We start from the raw sequence: 24,865 nt of genomic DNA on the forward strand, positions 1-24,865 counted from the left end.
TTTTATAATTCATGAAGATTTATGTATCACTTAGTAATAACGTATATTTTAATTTAGCACTTGAAAACTGGCTTTTTCTTGAACAGCTTAAGGATGAGAAAATATTATTTTTATGGCAAAATGCTCCTTGTGTAGTTATTGGTAGAGCTCAAAATCCTTGGTTAGAGTGTAATTTAAAAGCTATGGATAAAGACAATATTCCTGTTGTTAGAAGACAAAGTGGTGGAGGTACTGTATACCATGATTATGGTAATTTGAACTATACTATTATCTCTCCAAAAGATCAGCACGATGTGAAATCTAATCTTGATTTAGTCTGTTCGGTAGTAAATAAGCTTGAGTTGAACTTATATCCTAATGAAAGAAATGATGTTGTAGTAGATCATGAAAATTTTACGTATAAGGTTTCTGGTAGTGCTTTTAGAGAGAAGAAAGATCGAGCATTTCATCATGGCACACTGTTGATACATACAGATACTACTAAACTTTACGATTATCTTCATCAACCTATTGATAATTCACTAGATACTAAGGGAGTAAAGTCTCATCGCTCTAAAGTACTTAATTTATCTGAAATTATCTCAGATATGCAAACTCAAGATATTACGCGTTCATTTATGAGAAATTTTGATTCTATTGAGCTGAGTCTTATAGATGAAGATACACCTCTACATAACAAAGAGCTTATAGATAAAGAAATATCAACACTTAGAAGTTGGGACTGGCGATTTGGTAAAACGTTACCTTTCACAAAAACATATACTAAAGATAATCAAGAACTAATAGTCGAAGTCCAAGCTGGTTTGATAGCGAGCATTTCTTTAGATGGTACAAAGAAAGATATGGGCTCTAAAAAGAAAAAGTTTGAGTATAGCTACTCGTTTGACTACTTGAAGAAGTTAACTAAGCCTAAAGATTTTTAGGAAATATATAAAAAAACTTTAATTTAAAATATATACAGCGCCCTTTATAAATAAAAGTTTTAAATGTTTATATTAAATTCATGAATTTATGATACCTATTAAGCTGATAACCCCATCAGTTTATAACCTGATCAATAATTTTCATTTGCACTCTGGCTACCGGACTATTTTTATCTTCAATATTGCAAAGTTCAAATGTCGCTTTCCACAGTGTCCAAGCTCGTGCTCTAAGCCAAGTATCATTACTGTGATCCATTTCTCTTATAAATATTCTCCGAGATTCTCCTTCAAATAATGTCCAAGCAATAACAAGATCACAAGCAGGATCGCCCATAGCAGTGCAACCAAAATCAATTACACCTGATAATTTATCATCTTTGATGAGTATGTTGCCAACTGCAAAATCACCATGGATCCAGATAGGTGCTTTGTTCCATTTAGTCCCACAGGCTCTTTCCCAGAGTTTTAAAGCACTGTTACTATCTATGACATCTGCTAAATTAGCAATTTGTTTGCGAGCCCCAGAATCATAAACACTAATATGATCGCCTCGCCAGTAATTATGCTGACCAGGTCCTGGGCCTTCTAGATCAGTAATGGCTTGTAGTTCTTTCAAAAAAGTTGCTAGCTTAAAAGCTAGTTTTTCTAATGATTGCCCATCAAGAGTTATATTATTGGCACTGCGACCATCAAGCCATCTGTATATAGAAAATGGGTGTGGATAGTCATCAGATGGTACCCCCATCTTGATAGGTGTAGGTATTGAAGTGGTTATATATTTTGCTAATTTTGGTAATAGATCTTGCTCTAAAGGTACTTTTAAAGCATAACTTTCTGCTGTTGGTAAGCGAATTAGTAAATCATTGCCAATTTTATAGGTTCTGTTATCATGCCCTTGTTTTTCTACAGATTTAAGTCCTAAATGTGAATATTCAGGGAATTGATTTTTTATAAGTTTATCTGCTAGCTTTAATGTAACATCTTGATACTTCATTACAAATTCACTCCAATTCTTTTACAAGCCAAATAATTAGGTCATCACCGATAATAACCGTTTCACCTGGAATAACTTTTTTATAATTTGAATATATCCCTTGCCCATCCAATTTATAGTTTAGCTTGTTATAAAGTTTACATGCGGGCTTATAATCTTCATACAATCCGACACCCAAGCCAATATAACGATATCCTAAATTATTAGCTTTTTTCTCATTATAAGAAATTAATCTTTCACCAATGCCTTGTCTTTGATAATCGTTGAGCACAAGTAGATCAGATATTTCAGGGATATTTTTCATATCTTTTAAGAATTTATCAATTTCTGAATTTTTTAGATTTCTTATCTCTAATGGAATCATTATATTAGCTGACTTATCATTTTTAAACTTAGAATTCCTTCATTTAAAAGAGATATATCACCAACTTGATGTGCATACCAAGTTATCGTAACAGAACTATATATCGCTCTAAGTATAGCAATAATATGAATATTATCTTCAACTTCTCCGTAAACATTCCAGAATATTAAGTGTGCCTCTTTAGGGAGGTATTGATATACAATGGCCAGGTCTATGGCTGGATGAATAAGCTTAGAGTCTCCCCAGTCTATAACACCATATAAATTCTTATTATCTATAATTAAATGCTTTGCATATAAATCTCCGTGGCATAATCTAACAGTATCAGGGATACTAATATTCATATTATCGTTATAAAAATGTTCAATTTTAGAACAATCTTCTAGTAAATTATTTTCTAGTAAATAGTCTATACGCTCCTTAAACTCTAAATATCTACGTTTAAAATCTAGCCTATCACTTTGATCTTTTTTTATACCCAATTCAACACATTTATCTATAGGAAAACTATGTAATTCTTTTAAAAAAAATGCCAAATTCTTTGCTATATTTATCCTATCGTTACGGTTTAATTTAGAATTATCAGCAGTCAACCCAGATACATAGTCATGAGCATAAAAGTTATATTCAAATAATTTTGGTGATAAGCATATATATTTTGGGTAAGGAACTCTAATGTATTTTGATCTAATGCATTTTGACAATATGTTTATTTCATTTGATAATAATATTGCAGCTTCCTCATGTTTGGGAAACCTAAAACATAAATTGTTATTAATAAGCCATGTAGTATTGTCCCACCCTTCTCCTAGTAGTTTAATATCATTAATTTCAATATTAGGTATGTTTGCATTAATAATTTCAGCAGCGTGATCAGCTGATATTATATTTTTATATTCCCATGGCTTTTCATTCATTTACTCTATACTCTTATTATAAAATTTATCTTTAAACCTCACCCTCAAACTCATCTATAAACTTCTGAGCTGCAGCTATTCTTTCTTTGCATATTTTGTAGGATTTTGAAGCCTGCTCTAGCATCGGAGCTAGTTCATCAAGTAGTGCTGGGTTATCTTGACTATCTTGTAGCTTTTCATTTATCTCTTCTAAGATTTCATAATTTTTTGCGAATTTTTTACTTTGAGTTGCCATTATTTTTTTACCTCGACGCTTAGTTGTCCATCACTGTAGACTATGTTTAAATTTGAATGTTTTTCTGCTTGCTCTTTTGTAGTTATATACTTACCATCTTTAGATTTTGTAATGCTAAAACCTCTATTTAAAGTAGGCTCTACTGATACTGATAATATCTGTCTGTACAAATACTCACTAGTTTGCGTATAATGACTAAGCATATTTTTTGATATTGTATTTGTATTTTTAAAGCATTCTTCAATACTATGACTGTAGTACTTAATTGAGTTTTTACCCGCAGTAATAATGCTAGTGTATTGTCCTTCTATAGCTTTCTCATAGAGTTTCAAGCTACTACTTGCTATAGATTTTGTATTTTTATAACTATGCTCAACTTGATAATCTATGTTTTGTAAATAATTTCCTAGCGTTACCTTAAAATCCTTATAAATACTTTCAAGATTTGCATTAGTTTGCTTTGCTAGGTTTCTAGTTATATTCACAATTGCTTTATAGTTATGGCTTGCATTTGTAGCATTATCAATTATTGAATTTGTGATGAAATTTATTACTTTTGATGGAGTGTCAAACTTCTTAGTACAAATCTCATCTAAAACTGTGCTATCTCGTTCATGGCCTATACCAACCATTACAGCTATTTCACTATTGCAAATACTTTCAGCAGGTAAGATGTTATTAAACCAATCCAAATCAGCCTGTGAACCACCCCCACGAATAAGCACTATAGCATCATATTTATCAGCCTTATTAGCAATATTATCAAAAGCTCTTGCTACTGATACTGCACAATCTTGCCCTTGCATTTTAGCTTCAAAAATATCAAATTTACATAGATTTAAACCTTGTAGTTTATCTGCTTCTTCAAAAAAATCACCCTTACCTGCAGCTGTTGTACTTGTAACTACAGCAACTCTTGTAAAGTCACTTGGTAGAGCTAAAGATTTATTTTTATTGATGATGTTTTTAGTTGTAAGAGTTTCGAGTATCTCAAGCTTACGAGCCTGTCTATCTCCTAGAGTGAATGCAGGTTCAATATCTATCACATTAAGACTAAGCCCAAAACTCACATGGTAGCTAACAGCGACTTTTAGCATTACCTTCATATCTGAGCGAAGACTCTCACCTGTCGTGCTAAAGAACTTACGATGAATATAGTCAGCTTTATTTGCCCAACAATTACATCTAGCTTTTGCAACTGGATATCTACTTATACCATCATGCTCTATAAGCTCACCATAATAGTGCTTGCCAGATTTTCGCCATTCAGATAGTTCAGCTCGCACCCAATAGCCATCATAGCCAAAGCCCATTTCTATGGTACTTTTTATAAGTCCGAGAAATTCGCTTAATTTTAGGGATTCTTGCATAGAATAATCTGTTATATAAGAAATTGTTTTGTAAATTTTTACACTTCTGTTGCAAATATACAACCTTTATCAAAATATGAATACTACTACCACCATACATTATGAGATAATTATATTATTTATTTAAATAACTAAGGAATCTAATACATGATTAATATCTCAAAAAACGCTATTACAGAGCTTTCAAGAATACGACAACATATACACCAGTATCCAGAACTAGGTTTCGATGTTCAAAACACAGCTTCTTATATAGTTGATGAACTTAAAAAATTAGGTTTAGAAGTCAAGGAAGGTATTGGTAAAACAGGAGTTGTTGCAGATCTAAAAGTATCTGAATCGTTTAAAACTATAGCTTTAAGAGCTGATATGGATGCTCTACCAATTCATGAAAAAAACAACTGTGATTATAAGTCAAAGATAGAGGGTAAAGCACACATGTGTGGGCATGATTCTCACTGTGCTATGGTGCTTGTTACTGCTCAACAACTAGTTGCTAATAAAGATAAGTTAAATGTAAATATTCGTTTTATTTTCCAACCTTCTGAAGAAGTACTTCCTGGCGGAGCACCTGCGATGATTAAAGATGGTGCTCTAATAGGTGTCGATCAAATATACGGTATTCATGTACTGCCAACTTTAGAAGAAGGTAAAATGCAAGTTTGCTCACCAGTAGCTCTTGCAGGCGTATCTTTATTTGAAATAACCTTTCATGGAAAAGGTGGTCATGCTAGCACACCTATGCTATCTAATGATCCTATAATTATGGCATCATCATTTGTAACACAGGTACAAACAATCGTATCTAGAAATGCTAATAGCTTTGACCCTATAGTTGTGTCTGTAACTGCTATTAATTCAGGTTCTGCTTTTAATGTCATACCTGATCAATCAACACTAAAAGGTGCTGTAAGATATCTTAGTTCTGATGGTCAGCAAATAGCTAAAAAAAGAATTTACGATATAGCAGAAGGTATAGCTAAAACTTATAATGGTTCTGTCGATATTGATTTTGTAAATGGTTATCCAGAAACAAGAAATTCCGATGAGCCCGTAAAGCGATCATTAGCCTCAATGAAAAAGGCTCTTGGGGAGCAGAATGCTATTCAATCAAGTATACCTTGGATGGCTTCGGAAGATTTTTCATATTTTGCTAAAGAAATCCCTGCTTGCTATGCTTTCTTAGGTGTTAGAAATGAAAGTAAAGGCTTTACTTCAATGGTGCATGAACCGACATTTGATCTATCAAATGAAGCTATGCTAAATGGTTTAAACTATTATATAAACCTTATATATAGTTTTTAGAGATAGTAGTTATTTAATTGCAGTACTATAAAGTTTATAAACTAACCTTTAAAACTCTTATCATATTTTATTCTAATGCCTTTTACTCCTGATCTTATAATATCAATGAGTTCTCTCTTATATGGTGAACTTCTATTTACTAAAATCATGTGTGACTCAACCGGATAATCAATCTCAAATCCCTCAACTTTTTTAATATTACTAAAGTCTGATACAAGAGTTTCATAACAGTATTCTGACATAATAGTTAAAACATTATCATTCATCAAAACTGGAATTTTCTGAGAGTCCGTATTTGCTATATAGACCACTTTATCTCGATTTAGTTTGTATAAGCTATTATCGTATAATGACTTAACTTTTTTAAGGTTAAAGTCATAGTCGTGGTAAATCATATTAGCTTTTAGTAGTTCTTTAGGTGAATTATGAAACTGTTCGACAAAATCTTTTTTACCATAAATATGTGCAGGAATAATCACATCATCAACAGAGTAACAAATAATCCAACGATCTAAATCTATATACTGAAGGTCATTTTCATATATTTCGATAATGCTATATGAGTCTAAATTATATTCTCTTCCATTGAGATCATGATTTAAATAGCTATTAAGATAAATATTTAAAGGTTTTTTTGAAATTTTTCTAATATCGGGTAGAACATTATTAATTAGCATTCTTAAGAATAGTGATGTCCCTAAGATTTTTAGTGCTTCACGCTGCTCAAAGCCATTATCTTTGACATTTATTATCGCATTTTCTAAACCTTTTAATTGCTCTTTACATGAATGATAAAATTTCAATCCTTCATCAGTTGGAAGGATGCGATTGTTTTCAGGTTTTGTAAGCTTTAAATCTAGATAATCCTCTAGTAGTTCTATTTTGTTTTTAACAGTGTTTATCTGAATATCATAATAAGATTTGACCGCACTATACGAGCCAAGCTCGACTAATTTACTAAAATAACGAGTTGCTTCAATAATATCTTTTCTTATAACCTTCATTAATTCACCCACCTATAACTTAACAATCATATCCTTATTATCCTTATAGTACCCACCTTTTTTGTGGTAAATAATAATTCCAATCAGCCCTACAAGACCACATATAACCCCAACAATAGCCGGACCTAAAAAGTGATAATCTGTCATAGTAATAATAGTTGTACTTACTAGTGGAGCTACACCACCTACTAATGCAAAAGCTAGGTTATAACTTAATCCAACTCCAGAAAGCCTAACATCTGTAGGAAATAAATCACAAAGTAAAAATATAAATGTACAAGCTACAAGAGCATAACATAGCATAATACCTATTGATGATATAACTACTGATATCACACTACCAAAACAACTCATAAAATAAAAAGCAGGAAAAGAGCCTAGCATCACTAGTATTGTTCCTAGTTTAAACATTTTAGCGATACCAAATTTATCTGAAAAATACCCGTAGATGAAAGAAAAACAAGTTAGAATAAACACACTTGGTGTAAGTATCAATGATATTTGCCCAGAGTTATAACCAGTCAATACACCCTCAACAAACTTATGAATATATAGAGTAAGCATAACGCCACCAAAAGCAACAATAACAACCATACAAATACCAGCAAATAAATTAAGGCCATAAGTAGATATTAATGAACTAAAGGAATGTCTTTTTTGCTGATCAATATTCTTAAATTGAGGCGTTTCATGTAAGTTTCTTCTGATGTAATAACCCACAAACCCAAGTAATCCACCGATGATGAAACCTGCTCTCCAAGCATAATCACCAAATGCGTATTGTAGAGCAAAACCAACTATATCTGAGAATAAAAACCCACAAGTCACAAATGTGAAAAGTATTGCACAGGCAAATCCAATTTTGCCTTTAACAGATTCATAAACGATAACATAAGCTCCAGGAAGCTCGCCACCTAATGCAACTCCTTGTAATATTCGTAATAGTACAAATGCAAAACTTGCAAATAAACCCCATTGAGCATAACCTGGCATTAACCCCATACATAGAGAGCAAGTTCCCATTAAAAGGATTGTGAAAAGTAGTAATCTCTTTCTACCTATCAAATCTCCTACTATACCAAGTATGGTACCTGCAAAAGGTCTAACCAAATATGCTATAGAGAAAATTAAGACTGTAAGGAAGGTTTTAATCGTTGGGTTTGTTATACCGGCAAAGAAAGTTGCAGATATCTCTTTTGAGAAGATTATATATAATACAAAATCATAAAATTCTAATACTGCCCCAATACCTGCTAAAAGGATTACATTTCTACTATTTTTATCGTACATATTTATATTTTTTTAAATTTATATCATCAAATATAATACATATCTCAAAAGCTTTTTAGAAGAAGTTTAACTAGCTATAAGAAATTATCTATATCAACAATTTTTAGGTAGTTCATTTTGGTATCTAAAAACATTTCACCTATTGATTTAAATTTGTGAGGTATATCTGTTACGAAAAATTCATATTTAGCAGAGTTAATTGATGAGTTTGATATGTTATTTTCTTGTAAAAGTTTTTTTAGCTCAATAGTTGCTAAATAAGATGGATCTATAAGCTCAATATCGATAAGTATATCCGCAAGAGTTTCTTTTATGATAGGATAATGAGTACAACCTAAAATCATACAGTTTAGTTTTTGATTCTCAAAATTCATCAAATATTCTTTTGCTATTATTCTAACAATATCTCCTGAAATAAATCCTTCTTCTATCATAGATACAAATAAACCACAGGCTTGAGAATAAACTTTAGCATTTTTATTTTGTAATAGTATGTTTTGCTCATAAGCATGGCTATTAACAGTAGCAGGAGTTGCAAGCACACCTATGTATTTAAAATTTTGCACAGATTTCACAGCCACACTAATCACATCTATTACAGGTATATCTTTTGCTATATTTTTAACAATATCTTTTGCTAAAGCAGATATTGTATTACAAGCTATTATGATAACTTTTACATCATATTGAACTAAGAACTTTGCTGTTTGAGCTGCAAATTTTTGAATTGTTTCTTTCGATTTGGTTCCGTAAGGAATTCTAGCAATATCTCCAAAGTAAACTATATTCTCATTGGGCAGTTGCTCCATGATGTTTTTAACTACAGTAAGTCCACCAACACCAGAGTCAAATACACCAATTGCTCGAGAATCAGACATTATCTTTTATCTAGTTTTCTAATTATTTTACGACGAGAACGCGTAGGCATTGATTCAAGATATTGCTCTTTAGCCTCAATGAAAGGCAGTAAAGTCTCAAGTTCTAAAACAGCTTGATTTGCATCATCTGCAATAAAGTTATCACTTAATTCGGCTTGATCATTTGCAAATATAACCACAGTAACTACGGGGATCCCCTTTATATATATCTTCTCATTATAAAGAAAAGTCTGTAGCACTTTTTTTTGTGCGAAAGTTTGTCTGATTGGGTTTTTAATAGTTTTAGCATAAACCTTTTTATTCTGAGTGGTTTTTTCTACCTGCCATTTGTCAGCCATATTTTCAACTTTAATAAAGCCACGATTGTTTTTAACCTCTACTATGTAGATACTCTTTTTTGATATAGCTATAAAATCTAACTCTCTTTCACCAACACTAGATTTTTGATCTGGCAGCACTATTCTATTAAAAAGAACAAATTCATTACTTAGCTTCTTTAACTCTGTTAGAACAGTAGTTTCACCTTCAGCACCAGATATTATAATATCTACAGGATTATCATCTTTTGTAATTAAAAAGAAAAACACGAATAAAATAAAAGCTAAAGTAAAGCCAACCTCTATTGATTGAGTTACAAATTCAACATTGCCTAGATATAAGTCAACACCGACTATTAAGCCACAAAGAATTATAGAGGCATATAGACTTTTTTTAGCCCTATAAAAGTAATTTTTTAGCCTAGCTATTGTAAAGCGTAAAAATAACCTATCTTTTTTTAATTTAGTTTCAATTGCCATGATTTAATAATTATTCTTATAATTCTAAGAATTTCTGTTTAATTTCCAAAATTTTGTCTCTAATATGTGTAGCTTGCTCAAACTCTAACTCTTTTGCATGAGCTCTCATTCGCTTTTCTAAGGCTCTAATAACTTTAGTTGCTTCACTACTACCTAGTATAGCTGAAACATCAATTTCATCAACCTTTATTCTAGAGTTGTTTTTGTACTCCCGTTTCTGCATTTCAGGAGAGCTATCAAGCATATCATCTATATTTTTAACGATAGTTTTTGGAGTTATTCCATTAGCTTTATTAAATTCATCTTGCAACTGTCGGCGACGAGCTGTTTCATCCATAGCTTTTTTCATAGATTTTGTGATGACATCTGCATATAATATCGCACGCCCTTTTTCATTACGAGCTACTCTACCTATCGTTTGAATAAGAGCTTTTTCAGAGCGTAAAAATCCTTCTTTATCTGCGTCAAATATCAAAAGTATACCAACTTCTGGCATATCAAGACCTTCTCGTAAAAGGTTAATACCTACTAGTACATCAAATACACCTTTACGTAAATCATGAATTATCTGAACTCTTTCTACTGTATCTATATCTGAGTGCAGATACCTTACATTTACACCGTATTCTGACAAATACTCTGTTAAGTTTTCTGCCATCTTTTTAGTAAGTGTAGTGATTAATACTCTTTCACTTTTAGCTATAGATTTATTTATCTCAGAAAGAGCGTCTTCAACTTGTATAGCTACTGGTCTTACAAATACTTCTGGATCTAAGAGTCCTGTTGGTCTAATGATTTGTTCAACTGTATTTTGAGATTTATCAAGCTCATAATTAGCTGGGGTTGCTGATACATATAGAGTTTGTGGTAGTATTTTCTCAAACTCTTCAAATTTTAATGGTCGATTATCAAGTGCTGAAAGCAATCTAAAACCATACTCTACAAGATTTGTCTTTCGAGATCTGTCACCCTTATACATTCCACCAAATTGAGGCAGTGTAGCATGGGACTCATCGACTATTACTAAAGCGTTTTCAGGTAGATAATCTAAAAGTGTTGGTGGTGGATCACCAGGGTTTCGCCCAGACAGTAGTCTTGAATAATTTTCTATACCTGTACAATATCCAAGTTCTTGTATCATTTCGATGTCATACTTTGTGCGTTGTTCTATTCGTTGAGCTTCTAGAAGTTTACCCTCTTCTTCAAAATGCTTAATTCGTTCTTTAAGCTCAACTTTTATTTTCTCAATTACTTCACCCTTTCGCTCTTTCGATGCTACATAGTGAGTAGATGGGAATATAGTCGCTCGATGAAGTTTTTTAATTTTCTTAGATGTAAGAGAATCAATAGTGCTTACAGCCTCAATTTCATCATCAAAAAACTCTACTCGTATAGCATCTTTTTCTGAGTCTGCTGGGAAAATATCCAACACCTCACCTCGTACACGGAAGCTACCACGACTAAAATCCATATCATTTCTTGAATACTGCATTTCCACAAGCTTAGTTTGAGCTTGCTTCATATCTAGAGTTTCACCAACTTTTAGATGGAGAATCATTTGCATATATTGCTCAGGATCCCCTAGACCATAGATAGCTGAAACTGTTGCGACGATTATTACATCTTTTCTCTCAAGTAATCCTTTAGTTGCTGAAAGTCGCATTTGCTCGATATGTTCGTTTACAGATGAGTCTTTTTCTATATAAGTATCCGATGCAGCTACATAAGCTTCTGGCTGATAGTAGTCATAGTACGATACAAAATACTCTACAGCATTATCTGGAAAGTATTGTTTCATCTCTGAATAAAGCTGAGCTGCTAGGGTCTTGTTATGTGCAACTATTAGGCATGGCTTTTGAGTTTGTTGAATGACATTAGCCATTGTGTAGGTTTTACCTGATCCTGTAACTCCAAGTAGTACTTGATGTTGAAGATCATTATTTATACCATTGACTAATGACTTTATCGCCTCAGGCTGATCACCTGCTGGTGAGTATTTGGTTACCAGGTTGAACTTGTTCATATCTTAAATTACTTAATGCCTATTTTAAACATCTATCGTTTATTTTTTAATTACTAGAGATATTTATTTTTTATCTATATCTATTTAAACAGAATATTATTTTTCTTACATCTAAAAACTATAACTAATTCCTGAAGTAATAAAATTAGCATACCCCTTATCAAAAGATCTAACATATAAATATGTCACTATAAAATCCATGTTTTTTATTATTCTAGAAGGTGTAGCTATAGATATTGGCAAAGCTATTAACCCTGAATAATTAGACTTAGCTCCGTCTATATTCTTTTTAAAAACATTACCAATTCCAAGCCCGACTCCAGCCCCAGCTTTTAAGTTATTATTGAAAAAACTATAGTTATATTTTACCAATCCCAAGTATGAATTACCATCTAGCTTAGTTTCTTTTTGATTTGCAAAATAACCAAGATACCTAAATTCTGCTGAAATATTTTCTTGAAGAAAATACCCTAGAGTTGCAGTAACTACGCCAGTATTATGAGGTGTTTCACTTACACTACCCCATCCTCCAGAAACTGTCGCAAAAAAATCTTTTTGATCTAAAGAGTTATCTTCAGATGTGTTTCCATAAGAAGTTATAACACTTATAAAAAAAATCACCACAGCTATTATTTTAAACATTTTTAGAATCATAATGATTGTGATGTATGCTTATACTCTCAACTTTAAAAAAAATTAAAAAACCTCGCTGTTTTTTAGCTACACCAATTATCATAAATTCTTCCTTACAATCTCTACTTTTTCTATCTTTTGCCGTGTCTGTTTATATACTGTGCGATACTATAATCTGCTCTAGACTTTCACAAAATGCTAGTATTTTCTGTCATCATCGAAATATTATAGTTATTTTTATCTCGTACTCGTTTATTTAAAAGGATACTTAATCGATAAAAGCTCTACTGCCGAAGACATCATTAGCTTGTTATTCATATAATAATTTGTAGTACTTTCAACCTCACCAATATCTTTACAATAAATTGTTTCTTGAATAGATTTATGTCTAGGTTGATTATTTTTAGGAGCTTGTTGCCATTTTTCTTCTGATACTGATTTTATACAGTTAGCATATTTATTGCCATTAATTATGATTTTTGGAACCGTTAAATGCTTGTAGTTTACTTTCGACTCTACCCCATCTTTTGTTTTAGATACATAAACATTACCGATTACAATCTTAGGTTTAAATACCTCTACTGTTTCTATATCTTTTACATTCTTCGGCTTTTTAGTTATTAAGGTCGAAAATACTCCATTTTTGGTATTTTTATAGATGTAATCCGTATAATACAACTTTTTATCTGTAGGCTTAACAAAGTTCAATAAATGCACACACTTATCACTACCTTCATTTCTACAACTAATTAAATTTTTCCATAGGTGTGATTCTGATATGATTTTATTGTCAGGTTTTTTTATAGTAATTTTATAATTATATTGAGCACCGATTTTATTAGGCACAAAATCCCAACCATTATAACTACTAGTTTCATTTGCCATCGCAATATTTGTCACTAAAGTTATAAGCCCAATATATACTATTTTATTCATTTTCATGACTCAGCTAAAAGCATATTTATAACTTTACCAATTACAATTGTAAGCACAAACGCCACTATTGCAATTCCTACATATATGGTAAATGCGTGATTATATACTTCTTTCATTTCTATAACATTTAAATTCTTAACACTATCAATAGCTGCAAATTTTGCAATAATTCCAGCTAAGAAACCACCTATACCCATTGTAACTAACCAAAGTCCCATAAACATACCAGTTTTACCTTTTGGTGCCAATTTTGTTGCTAAAGACAATCCTATTGGTGAAATACAAATCTCACTTAAAGAAAGCATCAAGTATGCAATAATAACCCAGTATCCTGCAATTTTTGCTAGCTCACTTGTAGTATTAATTCCTGATATTACAATCATAAAAACAAAGCAAAGTAAAAACATTCCTAAAATATATTTCTTCACATCATTTAGATAGTTCCAAAGCTTAATAATTGTAAAGCCAAAAACAATAACACCAACATTATTAGCAATGATAAATGATTGGGTTGTCATAGGAATACCAAAAAAACTATGCTCGACTAATCTATCAATAAACAAATTCATAGACAAAAACATCTGGTTATATATTCCCCAGAATACAATAGCTATTGCTAAAAACAGCAAGTATGCAATGGATTTTTTTAGCTGTTTAGTATCATGTATGCTTATCTTTATAACCACGAAAATACTTACAAAGATTACCAATACAAAGAAAATAACTGACACTTTTGGATTATAGATAATAAATGTAGCCACCACTATAGACACAAAAACCATCAGTATAGCACTTAGCCACTCTGTAAAACTCACATTGTCTCGAAGAGGCTTCAAATTTGATAGTTTAAATCCAAAATAAAAAATTAAAACACCTAATAAAACCCCACTAGCTGCAATACAAAAACTAATAAAACTTCCATAATGCTCATAGAAATATCCTGCTGTAAAATTAGCAAGCATTCCACCAATATTTATACCCGCATAAAAAATAGTGAATCCTTTATCTCTATTAGGATCACCAACCTCGTATGATAAACCCAATAAGCTGCTAACATTTGACTTCAACAACCCTGTCCCAACACTAATAATGCCCAGCCCAATACTTAGAATAAGTAGTGATGGAGCTATAGCAGATATTAAGTAGCCAATAATTAATACTATCCCACCTAATATAACCGAACGATAGTATCCAATAAATTTATCTGCTATGAAACCCGCTACTATAGACGTTATATATAGTAACCCTGTAAATCCACCAACTATAACAGCAGCCTGGGAATCATCTAGGTTGTATTTTTTTAAAAGAACAAAAACTAATAAACCTAGTAAAATTTTATACCCAAACCTCTCCCACATTTCGGTTGTAAAACATATAGGTAAAGCTCTAGGATGTTTTTTTGTTTGTATATTAGACATTATATTTCCGTGAATTTTATTTAGATTAGAACAAATACTCTTCTAACTCATAAAGTAAACCTTGCTGCTCTTCTGTTAGTTCGCGGTTTGTGCGCACATCTTGCATTTCTTGGTAAATATCTTCCAATGATTTACGCGGTTTGCCTCTATGGTCAATTAGCATCTCATCATTTTCTAGTGTTACAATACGATTTAGATATTCTTGAAATTCCATTTGTGCATTATCTGGTAGCTTAGAAAAATCTAATCGCCCAACTATTCGTAATGCTCTAGTATAGTAGTCTTTAGGGAGTTGATTAAGCATCTGAGCTTTTTTAGTAATATCTGAAACATGAAATTGATTACAACCTCTTTCATCAGCACTAGTCATAAAACCACTTTGATAAATACTTGCACTAGCATCAATATTTTCAATCTCAGAATACTTATACTCAAGTACAAATTCTACAAAATTTAAAAATATATCTTCATTATTCTTTATGAATTCTTTATTTGCCTTTATAAGATCTAATCGCTCTTGCGGTAATTTACCAACAAAACGGGATTTAGCTGGCAATATAAGAGGAATATCACCCCACTTCTTATTTAGAGTTAGACGCCAATGCTCTGCTTCAAGACTTCCATGTTCTTCAATAAATTCACTTAAAAGACAACTATCCAGTCGCATAAATATTTGTTGATTTTTATAATGGTGATGTTGACCAAGGTCTAGTATTGCAGACATGAAATTATTTTTATAACCAAATATTCCGCTAATAGCTATGGCTTGTTTATAATCTCTATCGTTTATATTCAAAGCAACATCAAGTTGACTCAAAACCTCTTCATCATTTTGTTTATCAAACTTGGCTAATAAGTATAGCCACATCTTAGGGTTTACTTGTTTCAGTCTCTTTGCTAGCTCTACTGTTACTAATACATCTGTGATAGCGTCATGCGCTCTACCACCACTATAAAAGTTATTTTCAGCATTGAGGTTTTCAAGTTTTAGAGAAGTTTTTTCTATACCATTTTCATCTGTGACTTTTGGCCATTTTAGAGCCTCTTCACAAAATATACTATAGCTAGTAACTATAGGAAACAAATCAGCTCTTGAGCATTCATTTTTAAACTGATGAGTATATGGTGGAAGCATATTTTTAAAAAAAGCAAAACGCAAAAACTCATCATCAAAACCCAAAGTATTGTAGCCTATACTTATAGTTCCTGGAGTGTTAATAATCTTATGTATCTTACGAATAGCTGCATACTCACTTACACCTGTATTTGCTTGTGCTATAGATATGTGATGTGTAATACTCGCTATAGGGCTTGGTGTAGTATCAGGATTTAATTTTACAAAAAAATTAAATCGTTCAATCTCGTTGAAATCAAGGTCTGTTCTTATAGCAGCAAATTGTACAACCTGGTCAAATGAGTTATTGATACCAGTAGTTTCTAAATCGTAAAATAAAAAAGTTTTATTGGGCATTATTATATTTATCTTTCACTAATCTTGATAACTATAATTTTAACATATTTGTTTTGAGAAGTAGTTGTTAATAGTTGATTATAATTGGAGTTAGGCAGGCTGTCTAGTTGCAGCGATTACGACTTCACGAATGTTGATATTTTGTGGCTGACTATACATAAACATAGCAGTACGAGCAATGTCATCAGCAACTAGCACTCCGCCCATAGATTCTTTCCAACCCTCATAATCTTCTTTAATTTGATCAGAAGTAGTATGACTAAGAAGTTCAGTTTCAACAGCACCAGGGCAAATTGTCATAACTCTTACATTATCATCAGCTACTTCTTCACGCACATTTTCACTCATTGAAGAAACTGCAAATTTTGTGCCCACATAAGCTGCATGGTTAGGAAAGGACTTCTTACCTGCAATTGAACTTACATTTATGATTGTACCGTGTTTTCTAGCTTTCATATCACTAAGCACTGCTTGCATACCATTAAGTAACGCTATCACATTTACATCATACATTTTTTGCCATTCAATTGGATCTTGATTATCAATCTGACCAAGAAGCATTAAGCCTGCATTATTCACTAATAACTCAACAGCTCCATATTTTGCTTCAGCGTCTTTTATAGCATTTCTTAAAGCTTGAGCATCTGTTACATCAACTTTACGAATCATAGTGTTTGGTAGATTTAACTCTTCCATTTTCTCTACTCTTCTACCAATCAATAAAAGCGAATGTCCTGCATCTGAAAATCTTTTTGCAATTGCTGCACCAATACCTGAACTTGCACCTGTGATTACTACTAATGATTTAGTCATTTTATTTCTCCTGTTTTATTTAAATTTTATTTACTTCGTTTTACTGATTGTAAATTCTATAGAAACTTATTAGACTGATAAATATCTATAATCATAAAACATTGTTATAAAATAATGAACAATATACATTGGCGAGGTGTTTACTCGTTTATTCATGTTGCAGAACAGCAGAGTTTTACAAAAGCTGCAGATATTCTAGGAGTTGCAAAATCTAATCTTAGCCAAAGCATTAAGGATTTAGAAGCACATCTAAAAATACAGCTTTTTTATAGAAGCACTAGACATGTCAGACTAACCGAAGTAGGCAATGAATATTACAAAAGATGTAAAAAAGCTCTTCAAGATTTGGATATAGCAACACAACTAGCCTCTCAAGAAAGCAATGAGATAAATGGCACTATAAAAATAAACTGCGTCGGGGGAATGCTAGGAGAAGATGTAGTAGCACCATTATTACTTAAATTTCAGCAATTAAATCCCAATATAAAGATTCACCTAGATTTTTCTAGTAAACGAATAAATCTATTAGAAAGTGATTATGATTTTGTAATACGCATGGGTAATTTACCAGACTCGAACCTTATTGTTTCATCTCTTCGAACAGTATCTACAAGATATGTCGCTAGTAAAGAGTTTTTGAAGAAACACGGAGAAATAACAAGTCCCCACGAGCTTGAAAGACTTCCCTTAATTTACGGTAGCATCAAGCAATGGAACCTAGTCTCTACAAACGATAAATATACTCTACATATTCATAATAACGGCACTCACGCTACAAATGGTAGAGTAATGAAACAAGCAGCACTATTAGGGTTAGGAGTCACAAGGCTTGTAGACCTTTATGTAGATGCTGCTATTAATAATGAAAGTTTAGTTGAAGTATTGTCCGAGTATGCTGAAAATACTCAATTATCTATAGTATCTCAGCCTGTCAGGTATCAGCTAAAACGAGTTAGTTCACTTATTCAGTATTTAAAACAAAATTTTAATCAAAAATATTCGGATATCATGGCAAAATAAACTTTTCATGATATGTATGTCTTTTAACTTTGTAAAATGATCCTGTCATAGCGAACTGTCAGCTTTTTAAAGTTTTTATTGATTTGCTTATTAGTATAGTCAACTAGTTCTTTATAAAGTTCATTACCATGTTTTTTTTGCTGAACAAATAATGTACGGTAAGTTTTTAAATTTATTAAAAGTTCATCCATTAAGACAACGATTTTCCTATACTCATTATATTTATCTTTTGAATAAAATTCATATCTTGCATTAACAAGTGTTTCATTTAATTTAATATTTTTTTCCACTAAGGCTATAATTCTCTTATTTAAAATATGAGTATCCACATCATCAACAATCTTCTTAAATTCGATATAATTTATATAAACCTCTTTAATAAATTGTGTTCTATATTTTTTGCCTCTAGAAATGAATGTAACCATCACTATACAGACTGTACCAATAGTTACACTAACAACTCTAATGATAAATAAATCCAAACTCCAGCCAACAAACAAGCCAAAATACATAACTAAATATATGTGGATAAAAAACACACTAGTAGCATAATTTAAAAATAATGTATAAATGTAAAAAGCTAATGCAATACCGCATAATATAGCTAGTAATGTAAAGTATCCATCTATGTACTTTTGAATTAGCATTAAAGTCATAGATCCAATTGCTGTCCCTAGTAAGGAAAAAACTACAATAGATTTTGCTCTTTTATAAACAACACTTGTACTAGTACTTGCTGCAACGCTTACAACAGCTATCACTATCCAATATATTCTGTCACGAAAATGTTGTTCTCCAGATAATGAAAAAACCACATAGCCTATAAGTAACCCTAAGGTACAAGCTACCAGTACCCTTATAGCGAGTAAAGTTGTGTCAGAAAGCTTATTGATATACTTATCCTTCACAAAGATCATCATAAGCCTCTTTTAGATTTTTTACATTAATAAACATATCATCAAGAAGTAATACGCTATCAAACAAAATTGGTTTTTTTAATTCATCGAGGTGGTATTTTTCTATATAATTTATTTCAAATTTATACTTTAAATGATCAAGTTCATCAAGTTTTCTCGCCATATCAGTATTTGCTCGCTGGCTATATAAGAATAAAAATAGAGTTTTTTTAAAGATGGTTTCTAAATTTTTAAGCAAATTTTCTACCTCTTTATGATCATTAAACCCTATTTTTATATGATTATTACTTAGTCGTTTATAATTTAATATAAACTTAGCTATAAGTCTGTTTAGTAGAGCTATGTTATAGCAAAAATATCTCCATTTCTCATGTTTTGCTTTTTTTAAGAACATCAAACCATGGTCTTGCAATACTACAATATTTTTAAATTTAGATCTATTAGCTTCATATACTTTGGATTGTGTAAATCTTCGGTAACTAGCTTTTTCAAAAGTTTCGAAAGTATTTCTAACAAATAATTTAGAAAAATCTAGAATGACTTTTTTTATTTCTTCATCTGTCATAGGTTTATAGCTTCTAATTAGCAAGATATAAAAAGCTAAACCAATAATTACTGCTGTAACAGTAAAGGTTAGGTGATTATCTTTATCTAAAGGGAATCTTACAAAACAGATACATGTTAGTACTGTTATCATTATTGGAAAAAATGCAAATGCTGGACCAAACCTTCTACTCCAGAATGCAAAAAAAGCAATAAGTATTATTAGCATAAAATCATCTTCAAAAGCTGGGTGAACTAATGGTGAAAGGTTAATCATAATAATAGCTATGAGCATATATAAGAAAAATGCCAGCCTTTTTGCTTCAATACTCCCAATTAAAACACTAGCCGCTAGATTAGCGATAAAAAGAATACTTATAACAATTAGGTTTCTATCAAAATCAAGATAAGTTGCAACACTCAAAAAAACAAAGAATATCAAAGAAGCTTTAATCGCACCATCTTGTAAAACCTTAATAGGATCCTGGTCAATATATTTGTGGTAAATTTTATTAATGTCTAGCATTTTAAGTGCTCTTAAAACATATTGACTACGATAATCGCAATTATATTGTAAAAGCTAGATGATTAATATCTTTGTATAGTTATTTTTTGATAAAAGTGTAGTAAAATTTAGGAGATTGAAATTTAAAAACACTATTTGATGATATATAAAAATACTTATGATGTAATTGTAGTAGGCGGAGGTCATGCTGGCGTTGAAGCAGCTGCAGCTTCAGCAAGAATTGGTGCAAAAACCCTCCTTCTTACTCATAATATTGACACTATTGGTCAAATGTCTTGCAATCCTGCTATAGGTGGTATTGGTAAAGGACACTTAGTTAAAGAGATAGATGCTATGGGTGGCATTATGGCTAAAGCTATAGATGCTGCTGGCATCCAATTTAGGATACTAAATTCACGTAAAGGCCCTGCTGTAAGAGCAACTCGCGCTCAAGCAGATAGAGTTCTTTATAAAAAAGCTGTCAATGATCACTTGAATAATCAAGAAAATTTAGAAATCTTCCAAGATGCAGTGGATGACTTAGCTGTTGAGAATAATGTAGTTATTGGGGCAATAACAAAAACTGGAATAACTTTTAAGGCAAAAAAAGTTATTCTAACAGTTGGTACTTTTCTAGGTGGTAAAATTCATATAGGTAAAACTACTCAATCTGGAGGCAGAGCTGGAGATCAGCCATCAAATGCTTTAGCTGAAAGGTTACGAGCATTACCTTTTAGGGTTGATAGATTAAAAACAGGTACTCCTCCACGAATAGATAGCCGAAGTGTAGACTTTAGTGTGATGGATGTTCAGCATGGTGATGACCCAACACCATTTTTTTCGTACTTTTCAAGAGAAAAAATAGCACATCCAGGACAAATACCTTGTCACATTACTTACACTAACCAAAGAACTCATGACATTATTAATAATAACCTTGATAAATCTGCAATGTATAGTGGTGTTATCGAGGGTATTGGACCTCGTTACTGCCCCTCTATTGAGGATAAGGTAGTAAGATTTGCTGATAAAGATCGCCATCAAATATTTGTTGAGCCAGAGGGTCTAAACTCTATAGAGCTTTATCCTAATGGCCTTTCAACGAGCTTACCATTTGAAGTACAGCTTGAGTATATTCACTCAATCAAAGGTTTTGAAAATGCTTTTATAATGCGTCCAGGTTATGCGATTGAATATGATTTCTTTGATCCTCGTGATTTACGCCCTACTTTAGAAACAAAATTTATTAAAAACCTATATTTTGCTGGGCAAATAAATGGTACAACAGGTTATGAAGAAGCTGGGGCACAAGGTCTAGTTGCAGGTATAAATGCTGCTATTAGTGTAGATAGTGACAAATCATGGTATCCAAGCCGTTCAAATAGTTATATGGGTGTGTTGATCGATGACCTTATAACTAAAGGTACAAAAGAACCTTACAGAATGTTTACTTCTCGTGCCGAATATAGACTAGTTTTGCGTGAGGATAATGCTGATTTGCGTTTATCGGATGTTGCTTGTGAGCTTGGCCTGTTAAATGCTCAAGATAAAGGTAGCTTCTTAGCAAAAAAAGACGCTATAAATGAGAATATTAGCAAAATGCAAAGTACTTGGATTGGTCCTCAAACTCAAAAAGCTCGTGATTTAGAGCAATATTTAGATAAAAAAATGACTAGAGAAAGTACTCTCTTTGACTTATTGAAACGCCCAGAGATTGATTACGATAAGCTAAGCAAGATTGACGGCTTGGAGTTAAATCTTGAGGATGCAAGTGTTATTGAGCAAATTGAGATATCTGCTAAATATGCTGGCTATATTGATAGACAAAATAAAGATATTGAAAAGTCTGCGGTATTAGAGCTAAAAGAAATACCTTCGGAATTTGATTATTCTCAAGTTAAAGGTCTATCTAACGAAGTTTTACAAAAACTGACAGAGCAAAAACCTACAACTCTTGGTGAAGCATCTCGAATACCAGGAATTACTCCTGCAGCGATATCGTTATTAACGATATATATGAAAAAAACTGGATTTATAAAATAGGAGTTACTATGAAAAATAATTTTTTGAAGATTTTTGTTTTTTCGATATTGATATTTAGTTTATTTTCTTGTGCAACTAGACAGAAATATGTAGAACAGCAGAAAGCTTGGATTGGTCAAAGTTTTACTGATTACATGAAAGAGTTTGGTTACCCTAATAGCTCTATGGATGTATCACCTAGCCCTGATGTTAAAACTTATGTGTATCAAAGAACAGCAGTTAATCCAAATACACCGATGTTGCGTGGAAATCCTGTACAAACTCTTATGGTGGCACAAAACAACCCTCAATTTGTTCAGCTCGGTGCTTTAAAATGCACCACTTGGGTATCAGTAAATGAAAAAACTCAAATAATTAAAAACATTACTTTCCGTGGTAATTACTGCGTAACCAGAAATTAGGGGTATATATTTATGAACATTAAACAAACAGCGCAACCTCTTGTAACTGGAATAATTGCTACCGCGCTATGTTTCAGTTTAGGTTTTTTTGAAAGTGTATTTAAATATAATGGGTTCCAGTTTTTTTATGCATATATAGCGTTTACTTTATTACTATGTTATCCAATGAACATTATTGCAATATACTTGGAAAAAGTACATCCAGAAATTAATACCCACAGTAAGCTAATTAAGAAATTAACCGGTAGCTCAAAACTTAAACCATTGAGTGTATTACTGACAGGTTCTATGGTTGTTATTTTATCAATTGTGATTTTTTCAATAACTTCATATTTTTTAGATTTCGTTGATAATGTTCCTGCTATAGATAAATTAAGTAGTGCTAGCTTAAGCTTTGGTTCTAGTTTTCCAATGTATATTAGCTTAGTAGTGATTTTAGTCATAATGGTATTGATGTTAGTGTTAATATCTAAAAAAGTGATTAATATAAATAACCTTATTGTCATAATATCTCATAATGCTTTATATTTAATTTTGATATTAGCAATTATTACTTTTACTTATATACCTCATAGTAGTATTGGGATAGATGATTTTTTATTCGGTTTAAGTTATCAAACTAATACACAAATCCATAATATGATGGCAATGGCGATGATCTACGCTATTCTTAGTAACTTTGTTTCATTAGCTCTTTATAAAAATATTCTAGGAGTAGTAGATAATGATGCAAATATCAAATTAGCAGCTTTCAAAAGTGTTTTTTATAATATAATTATTTCAATAATTTTTTGTATTGTTATATATGCAGTATTAGGAGACTACAGGCCTTACCATGAGCCGGTAGAAAATATTCATATTAGTAGTATATTTATTGTAATAAAAGTATCTGCGCCTATATATTATTTAATGCTAGAAGCTATATTTATTACTTTTAATATCATCGTATTTGTAGCTGCTATAAAATATATTTGTGAAATTACGCGTAAGCTACACTTAGAATTTTTAATATTTCTTATACCTTTTATAATAACTACATGTTTTATTTGTAGAGGTTGTACAAACATATATTTTTCTATGATGTTTGGTTTTCACTTGGTCATCATTTATTTGTTTTTATTCGATATATTTATGGTTGGTTGGGTTTATGATGCTCAGAAATTTAGTTATGAAATTCTTAAAAATACAGGAACAAAACTTTCCCCTATTTTTAATGTTACTGTGAGAATTTTTACACCATTAATTTGCTTATTTGTAACTATTGGATATATAGTACCCACTATTAGCTTACTAATACAGTTGCTTATAGCTTTTGGGTGCACTGTTATTTATATAATCAAAGGCTCAATTTTTAACAATATTTTTAACAAGAGAAAATTTTAACTATGATTTTTAAGAAAAAAGACAATCAAAATGAACTTAAAAAATTAGCTGCAATAGAAGCTGCTAAACAAATCACCACTGAAATCACTCTTGGTGTTGGTACTGGTAGTACAGTTGGTTTTTTTATAGAAGAACTTGTCAACTATAAAGATAAAATCAAACAAGTAGTATCAAGCTCTGAAGATTCTACTAAAAAGCTTAAAGGTCTTGGTTTTGATGTGGTTGATTTAAACTATGCTGGCGAAATTGATCTATATATTGATGGTGCTGATGAATGCAATAATCATAAAGAACTTATCAAGGGTGGTGGTGCTGCCCTTACGCGCGAGAAAATCTGTGTAGCAACGGCAAAGAAATTTGTTTGTATCATAGATGAATCTAAGCTTGTAAACATTCTTGGTGAGTTCCCACTACCTGTAGAAGTAATCCCTATGGCTAGAAGCTTTGTAGCTCGTGAGATTGTCAAACTTGGTGGTCAACCAGTCTATAGAGAAGGTGTAACTACAGATAACGGCAATGTAATCCTAGATGTCTTTAACCTAAAGATTGATAATCCTCTAAAGCTTGAAACTGAACTAAATCAAATTACAGGTGTAGTGACTAATGGTATCTTTGCCCTAAAACCTGCTGATGTAGTGATTATGGCAAAAGCTGACGGTGAGATTAAGAGTTTCTAGAATGA

General features: G+C 31.7%; 23 protein-coding genes and 1 pseudogene. 7 read left to right on the forward strand and 17 right to left on the reverse strand.

The annotated features are described in order from the left end of the window. Positions 1 to 11 precede the first annotated feature (11 nt). Entirely contained in the window at positions 12 to 923 is a 912-nt protein-coding gene (locus FLM55_RS00885) for a lipoate--protein ligase (RefSeq protein ID WP_178947583.1), read from the forward strand. 115 nt (positions 924 to 1,038) lie between these two features. Here FLM55_RS00885 and FLM55_RS00890 read toward each other — a convergent pair whose 3' ends face one another. The 5 genes and pseudogenes from FLM55_RS00890 to xseA form a co-directional block, all read right to left on the reverse strand. Beyond that, complete coding sequence (locus tag FLM55_RS00890) at positions 1,039 to 1,917, reverse strand: aminoglycoside phosphotransferase family protein (RefSeq protein WP_178947584.1); 879 nt, start codon at positions 1,915 to 1,917, stop codon at positions 1,039 to 1,041. A 7-nt stretch (positions 1,918 to 1,924) separates the two neighbouring features. Beyond that, positions 1,925 to 2,281, reverse strand: a complete 357-nt coding sequence (locus tag FLM55_RS00895; RefSeq protein ID WP_178947585.1) for an N-acetyltransferase — start codon at positions 2,279 to 2,281, stop codon at positions 1,925 to 1,927. After that, positions 2,281 to 3,198, reverse strand: coding sequence for a phosphotransferase family protein (locus FLM55_RS00900; RefSeq protein ID WP_178947586.1), 918 nt, complete (start codon positions 3,196 to 3,198; stop codon positions 2,281 to 2,283). The genes FLM55_RS00895 and FLM55_RS00900 overlap by 1 nt, the downstream gene beginning before the upstream one ends. A gap of 31 nt (positions 3,199 to 3,229) precedes the next feature. Continuing rightward, positions 3,230 to 3,433, reverse strand: a complete 204-nt coding sequence (gene xseB, locus FLM55_RS00905; protein ID WP_178947587.1) for an exodeoxyribonuclease VII small subunit — start codon at positions 3,431 to 3,433, stop codon at positions 3,230 to 3,232. Then, positions 3,417 to 4,803 (reverse strand): annotated as a pseudogene (gene xseA / locus FLM55_RS00910) (exodeoxyribonuclease VII large subunit). Before xseA ends, xseB begins: the two are co-directional and overlap by 17 nt. 147 nt (positions 4,804 to 4,950) lie before the next feature. On the opposite strand from xseA, the gene FLM55_RS00915 reads away from it, so the two are divergent. Then, positions 4,951 to 6,108 carry a M20 family metallopeptidase gene (locus FLM55_RS00915; RefSeq protein WP_178947589.1) on the forward strand — a complete coding sequence of 386 codons (1,158 nt, stop codon included), beginning with the start codon at positions 4,951 to 4,953 and terminating at the stop codon, positions 6,106 to 6,108. A 41-nt stretch (positions 6,109 to 6,149) separates the two neighbouring features. Here the strand turns inward: FLM55_RS00915 and FLM55_RS00920 are convergent, their stop codons facing one another. From FLM55_RS00920 to FLM55_RS00965, 10 genes are all read right to left on the reverse strand, one after another. Further along, positions 6,150 to 7,112, reverse strand: coding sequence for a LysR family transcriptional regulator (locus tag FLM55_RS00920; RefSeq protein WP_178947590.1), 963 nt, complete (start codon positions 7,110 to 7,112; stop codon positions 6,150 to 6,152). Between the two features lie 12 nt (positions 7,113 to 7,124). Continuing rightward, positions 7,125 to 8,402: an MFS transporter gene (locus FLM55_RS00925; RefSeq protein WP_178947591.1), complete on the reverse strand. Its 1,278-nt coding sequence runs from the start codon at positions 8,400 to 8,402 to the stop codon at positions 7,125 to 7,127. 74 nt (positions 8,403 to 8,476) lie between these two features. Then, complete coding sequence (gene murI / locus FLM55_RS00930; protein ID WP_178947592.1) at positions 8,477 to 9,280, reverse strand: glutamate racemase; 804 nt, start codon at positions 9,278 to 9,280, stop codon at positions 8,477 to 8,479. Next, positions 9,280 to 10,077, reverse strand: a complete 798-nt coding sequence (locus tag FLM55_RS00935) for a nuclease-related domain-containing protein (RefSeq protein ID WP_178947593.1) — start codon at positions 10,075 to 10,077, stop codon at positions 9,280 to 9,282. Before FLM55_RS00935 ends, murI begins: the two co-directional genes overlap by 1 nt. A 16-nt stretch (positions 10,078 to 10,093) precedes the next feature. Beyond that, complete coding sequence (gene uvrB / locus FLM55_RS00940) at positions 10,094 to 12,100, reverse strand: excinuclease ABC subunit UvrB (RefSeq protein WP_178947594.1); 2,007 nt, start codon at positions 12,098 to 12,100, stop codon at positions 10,094 to 10,096. Between the two features lie 111 nt (positions 12,101 to 12,211). Next, positions 12,212 to 12,742, reverse strand: a complete 531-nt coding sequence (locus FLM55_RS00945; RefSeq protein ID WP_178947595.1) for a hypothetical protein — start codon at positions 12,740 to 12,742, stop codon at positions 12,212 to 12,214. A 243-nt stretch (positions 12,743 to 12,985) separates the two neighbouring features. After that, entirely contained in the window at positions 12,986 to 13,669 is a 684-nt protein-coding gene (locus FLM55_RS00950) for a hypothetical protein (protein WP_178947596.1), read from the reverse strand. Between the two features lie 2 nt (positions 13,670 to 13,671). Beyond that, the gene (locus FLM55_RS00955; RefSeq protein ID WP_178947597.1) at positions 13,672 to 15,087 is read right to left on the reverse strand and encodes a peptide MFS transporter; all 1,416 of its coding nucleotides are present in this window, start codon (positions 15,085 to 15,087) and stop codon (positions 13,672 to 13,674) included. Between the two features lie 25 nt (positions 15,088 to 15,112). Continuing rightward, positions 15,113 to 16,558, reverse strand: a complete 1,446-nt coding sequence (locus FLM55_RS00960) for an exonuclease domain-containing protein (RefSeq protein WP_373193960.1) — start codon at positions 16,556 to 16,558, stop codon at positions 15,113 to 15,115. Positions 16,559 to 16,648: 90 nt separating this feature from the next. Further along, a complete protein-coding gene (locus FLM55_RS00965; RefSeq protein ID WP_178947598.1) occupies positions 16,649 to 17,371 on the reverse strand; it encodes an SDR family oxidoreductase in 723 nt (240 codons plus the stop codon). Between the two features lie 114 nt (positions 17,372 to 17,485). On the opposite strand from FLM55_RS00965, the gene FLM55_RS00970 reads away from it, so the two are divergent. Further along, positions 17,486 to 18,391 (forward strand): LysR family transcriptional regulator, encoded by a 906-nt coding sequence (locus FLM55_RS00970; protein ID WP_178947599.1) that lies wholly within the window; start codon positions 17,486 to 17,488, stop codon positions 18,389 to 18,391. Positions 18,392 to 18,414: 23 nt separating this feature from the next. Here FLM55_RS00970 and FLM55_RS00975 read toward each other — a convergent pair whose 3' ends face one another. After that, complete coding sequence (locus FLM55_RS00975; protein ID WP_178947600.1) at positions 18,415 to 19,308, reverse strand: FUSC family protein; 894 nt, start codon at positions 19,306 to 19,308, stop codon at positions 18,415 to 18,417. After that, positions 19,289 to 20,377, reverse strand: coding sequence for a hypothetical protein (locus FLM55_RS00980; RefSeq protein ID WP_178947601.1), 1,089 nt, complete (start codon positions 20,375 to 20,377; stop codon positions 19,289 to 19,291). The genes FLM55_RS00975 and FLM55_RS00980 overlap by 20 nt, the downstream gene beginning before the upstream one ends. A 138-nt stretch (positions 20,378 to 20,515) precedes the next feature. Between FLM55_RS00980 and mnmG the strand changes: the two genes are divergently transcribed. The 4 genes from mnmG to rpiA are packed head-to-tail and all read left to right on the forward strand — an operon-like array spanning position 20,516 to position 24,860. Next, complete coding sequence (gene mnmG, locus FLM55_RS00985; RefSeq protein WP_178947602.1) at positions 20,516 to 22,399, forward strand: tRNA uridine-5-carboxymethylaminomethyl(34) synthesis enzyme MnmG; 1,884 nt, start codon at positions 20,516 to 20,518, stop codon at positions 22,397 to 22,399. 8 nt (positions 22,400 to 22,407) lie between these two features. Then, positions 22,408 to 22,800: a hypothetical protein gene (locus FLM55_RS00990; RefSeq protein ID WP_178947603.1), complete on the forward strand. Its 393-nt coding sequence runs from the start codon at positions 22,408 to 22,410 to the stop codon at positions 22,798 to 22,800. Between the two features lie 12 nt (positions 22,801 to 22,812). Further along, entirely contained in the window at positions 22,813 to 24,183 is a 1,371-nt protein-coding gene (locus FLM55_RS00995) for a hypothetical protein (RefSeq protein ID WP_178947604.1), read from the forward strand. 2 nt (positions 24,184 to 24,185) lie between these two features. Beyond that, entirely contained in the window at positions 24,186 to 24,860 is a 675-nt protein-coding gene (rpiA, locus tag FLM55_RS01000) for a ribose-5-phosphate isomerase RpiA (RefSeq protein ID WP_178947605.1), read from the forward strand. Positions 24,861 to 24,865: the final 5 nt, after the last annotated feature.

The sequence above is a fragment of the Francisella sp. Scap27 genome (assembly GCF_013394105.1).
Lineage (GTDB): Bacteria > Pseudomonadota > Gammaproteobacteria > Francisellales > Francisellaceae > Francisella > Francisella adeliensis.

Bases quoted from the DNA above. Each gene is read 5' to 3' on its own strand.
- FLM55_RS00885 (WP_178947583.1), top strand. From the start codon at position 12: ATGAAGATTTATGTATCACTTAGTAATAACGTATATTTTAATTTAGCA.
- FLM55_RS00890 (WP_178947584.1), bottom strand. From the start codon at position 1,917: ATGAAGTATCAAGATGTTACATTAAAGCTAGCAGATAAACTTATAAAA.
- FLM55_RS00895 (WP_178947585.1), bottom strand. From the start codon at position 2,281: ATGATTCCATTAGAGATAAGAAATCTAAAAAATTCAGAAATTGATAAA.
- FLM55_RS00900 (WP_178947586.1), bottom strand. From the start codon at position 3,198: ATGAATGAAAAGCCATGGGAATATAAAAATATAATATCAGCTGATCAC.
- xseB (WP_178947587.1), bottom strand. From the start codon at position 3,433: ATGGCAACTCAAAGTAAAAAATTCGCAAAAAATTATGAAATCTTAGAA.
- FLM55_RS00915 (WP_178947589.1), top strand. From the start codon at position 4,951: ATGATTAATATCTCAAAAAACGCTATTACAGAGCTTTCAAGAATACGA.
- FLM55_RS00920 (WP_178947590.1), bottom strand. From the start codon at position 7,112: ATGAAGGTTATAAGAAAAGATATTATTGAAGCAACTCGTTATTTTAGT.
- FLM55_RS00925 (WP_178947591.1), bottom strand. From the start codon at position 8,402: ATGTACGATAAAAATAGTAGAAATGTAATCCTTTTAGCAGGTATTGGG.
- murI (WP_178947592.1), bottom strand. From the start codon at position 9,280: ATGTCTGATTCTCGAGCAATTGGTGTATTTGACTCTGGTGTTGGTGGA.
- FLM55_RS00935 (WP_178947593.1), bottom strand. From the start codon at position 10,077: ATGGCAATTGAAACTAAATTAAAAAAAGATAGGTTATTTTTACGCTTT.
- uvrB (WP_178947594.1), bottom strand. From the start codon at position 12,100: ATGAACAAGTTCAACCTGGTAACCAAATACTCACCAGCAGGTGATCAG.
- FLM55_RS00945 (WP_178947595.1), bottom strand. From the start codon at position 12,742: ATGTTTAAAATAATAGCTGTGGTGATTTTTTTTATAAGTGTTATAACT.
- FLM55_RS00950 (WP_178947596.1), bottom strand. From the start codon at position 13,669: ATGAATAAAATAGTATATATTGGGCTTATAACTTTAGTGACAAATATT.
- FLM55_RS00955 (WP_178947597.1), bottom strand. From the start codon at position 15,087: ATGTCTAATATACAAACAAAAAAACATCCTAGAGCTTTACCTATATGT.
- FLM55_RS00960 (WP_373193960.1), bottom strand. From the start codon at position 16,558: ATGCCCAATAAAACTTTTTTATTTTACGATTTAGAAACTACTGGTATC.
- FLM55_RS00965 (WP_178947598.1), bottom strand. From the start codon at position 17,371: ATGACTAAATCATTAGTAGTAATCACAGGTGCAAGTTCAGGTATTGGT.
- FLM55_RS00970 (WP_178947599.1), top strand. From the start codon at position 17,486: ATGAACAATATACATTGGCGAGGTGTTTACTCGTTTATTCATGTTGCA.
- FLM55_RS00975 (WP_178947600.1), bottom strand. From the start codon at position 19,308: ATGATCTTTGTGAAGGATAAGTATATCAATAAGCTTTCTGACACAACT.
- FLM55_RS00980 (WP_178947601.1), bottom strand. From the start codon at position 20,377: ATGCTAGACATTAATAAAATTTACCACAAATATATTGACCAGGATCCT.
- mnmG (WP_178947602.1), top strand. From the start codon at position 20,516: ATGATATATAAAAATACTTATGATGTAATTGTAGTAGGCGGAGGTCAT.
- FLM55_RS00990 (WP_178947603.1), top strand. From the start codon at position 22,408: ATGAAAAATAATTTTTTGAAGATTTTTGTTTTTTCGATATTGATATTT.
- FLM55_RS00995 (WP_178947604.1), top strand. From the start codon at position 22,813: ATGAACATTAAACAAACAGCGCAACCTCTTGTAACTGGAATAATTGCT.
- rpiA (WP_178947605.1), top strand. From the start codon at position 24,186: ATGATTTTTAAGAAAAAAGACAATCAAAATGAACTTAAAAAATTAGCT.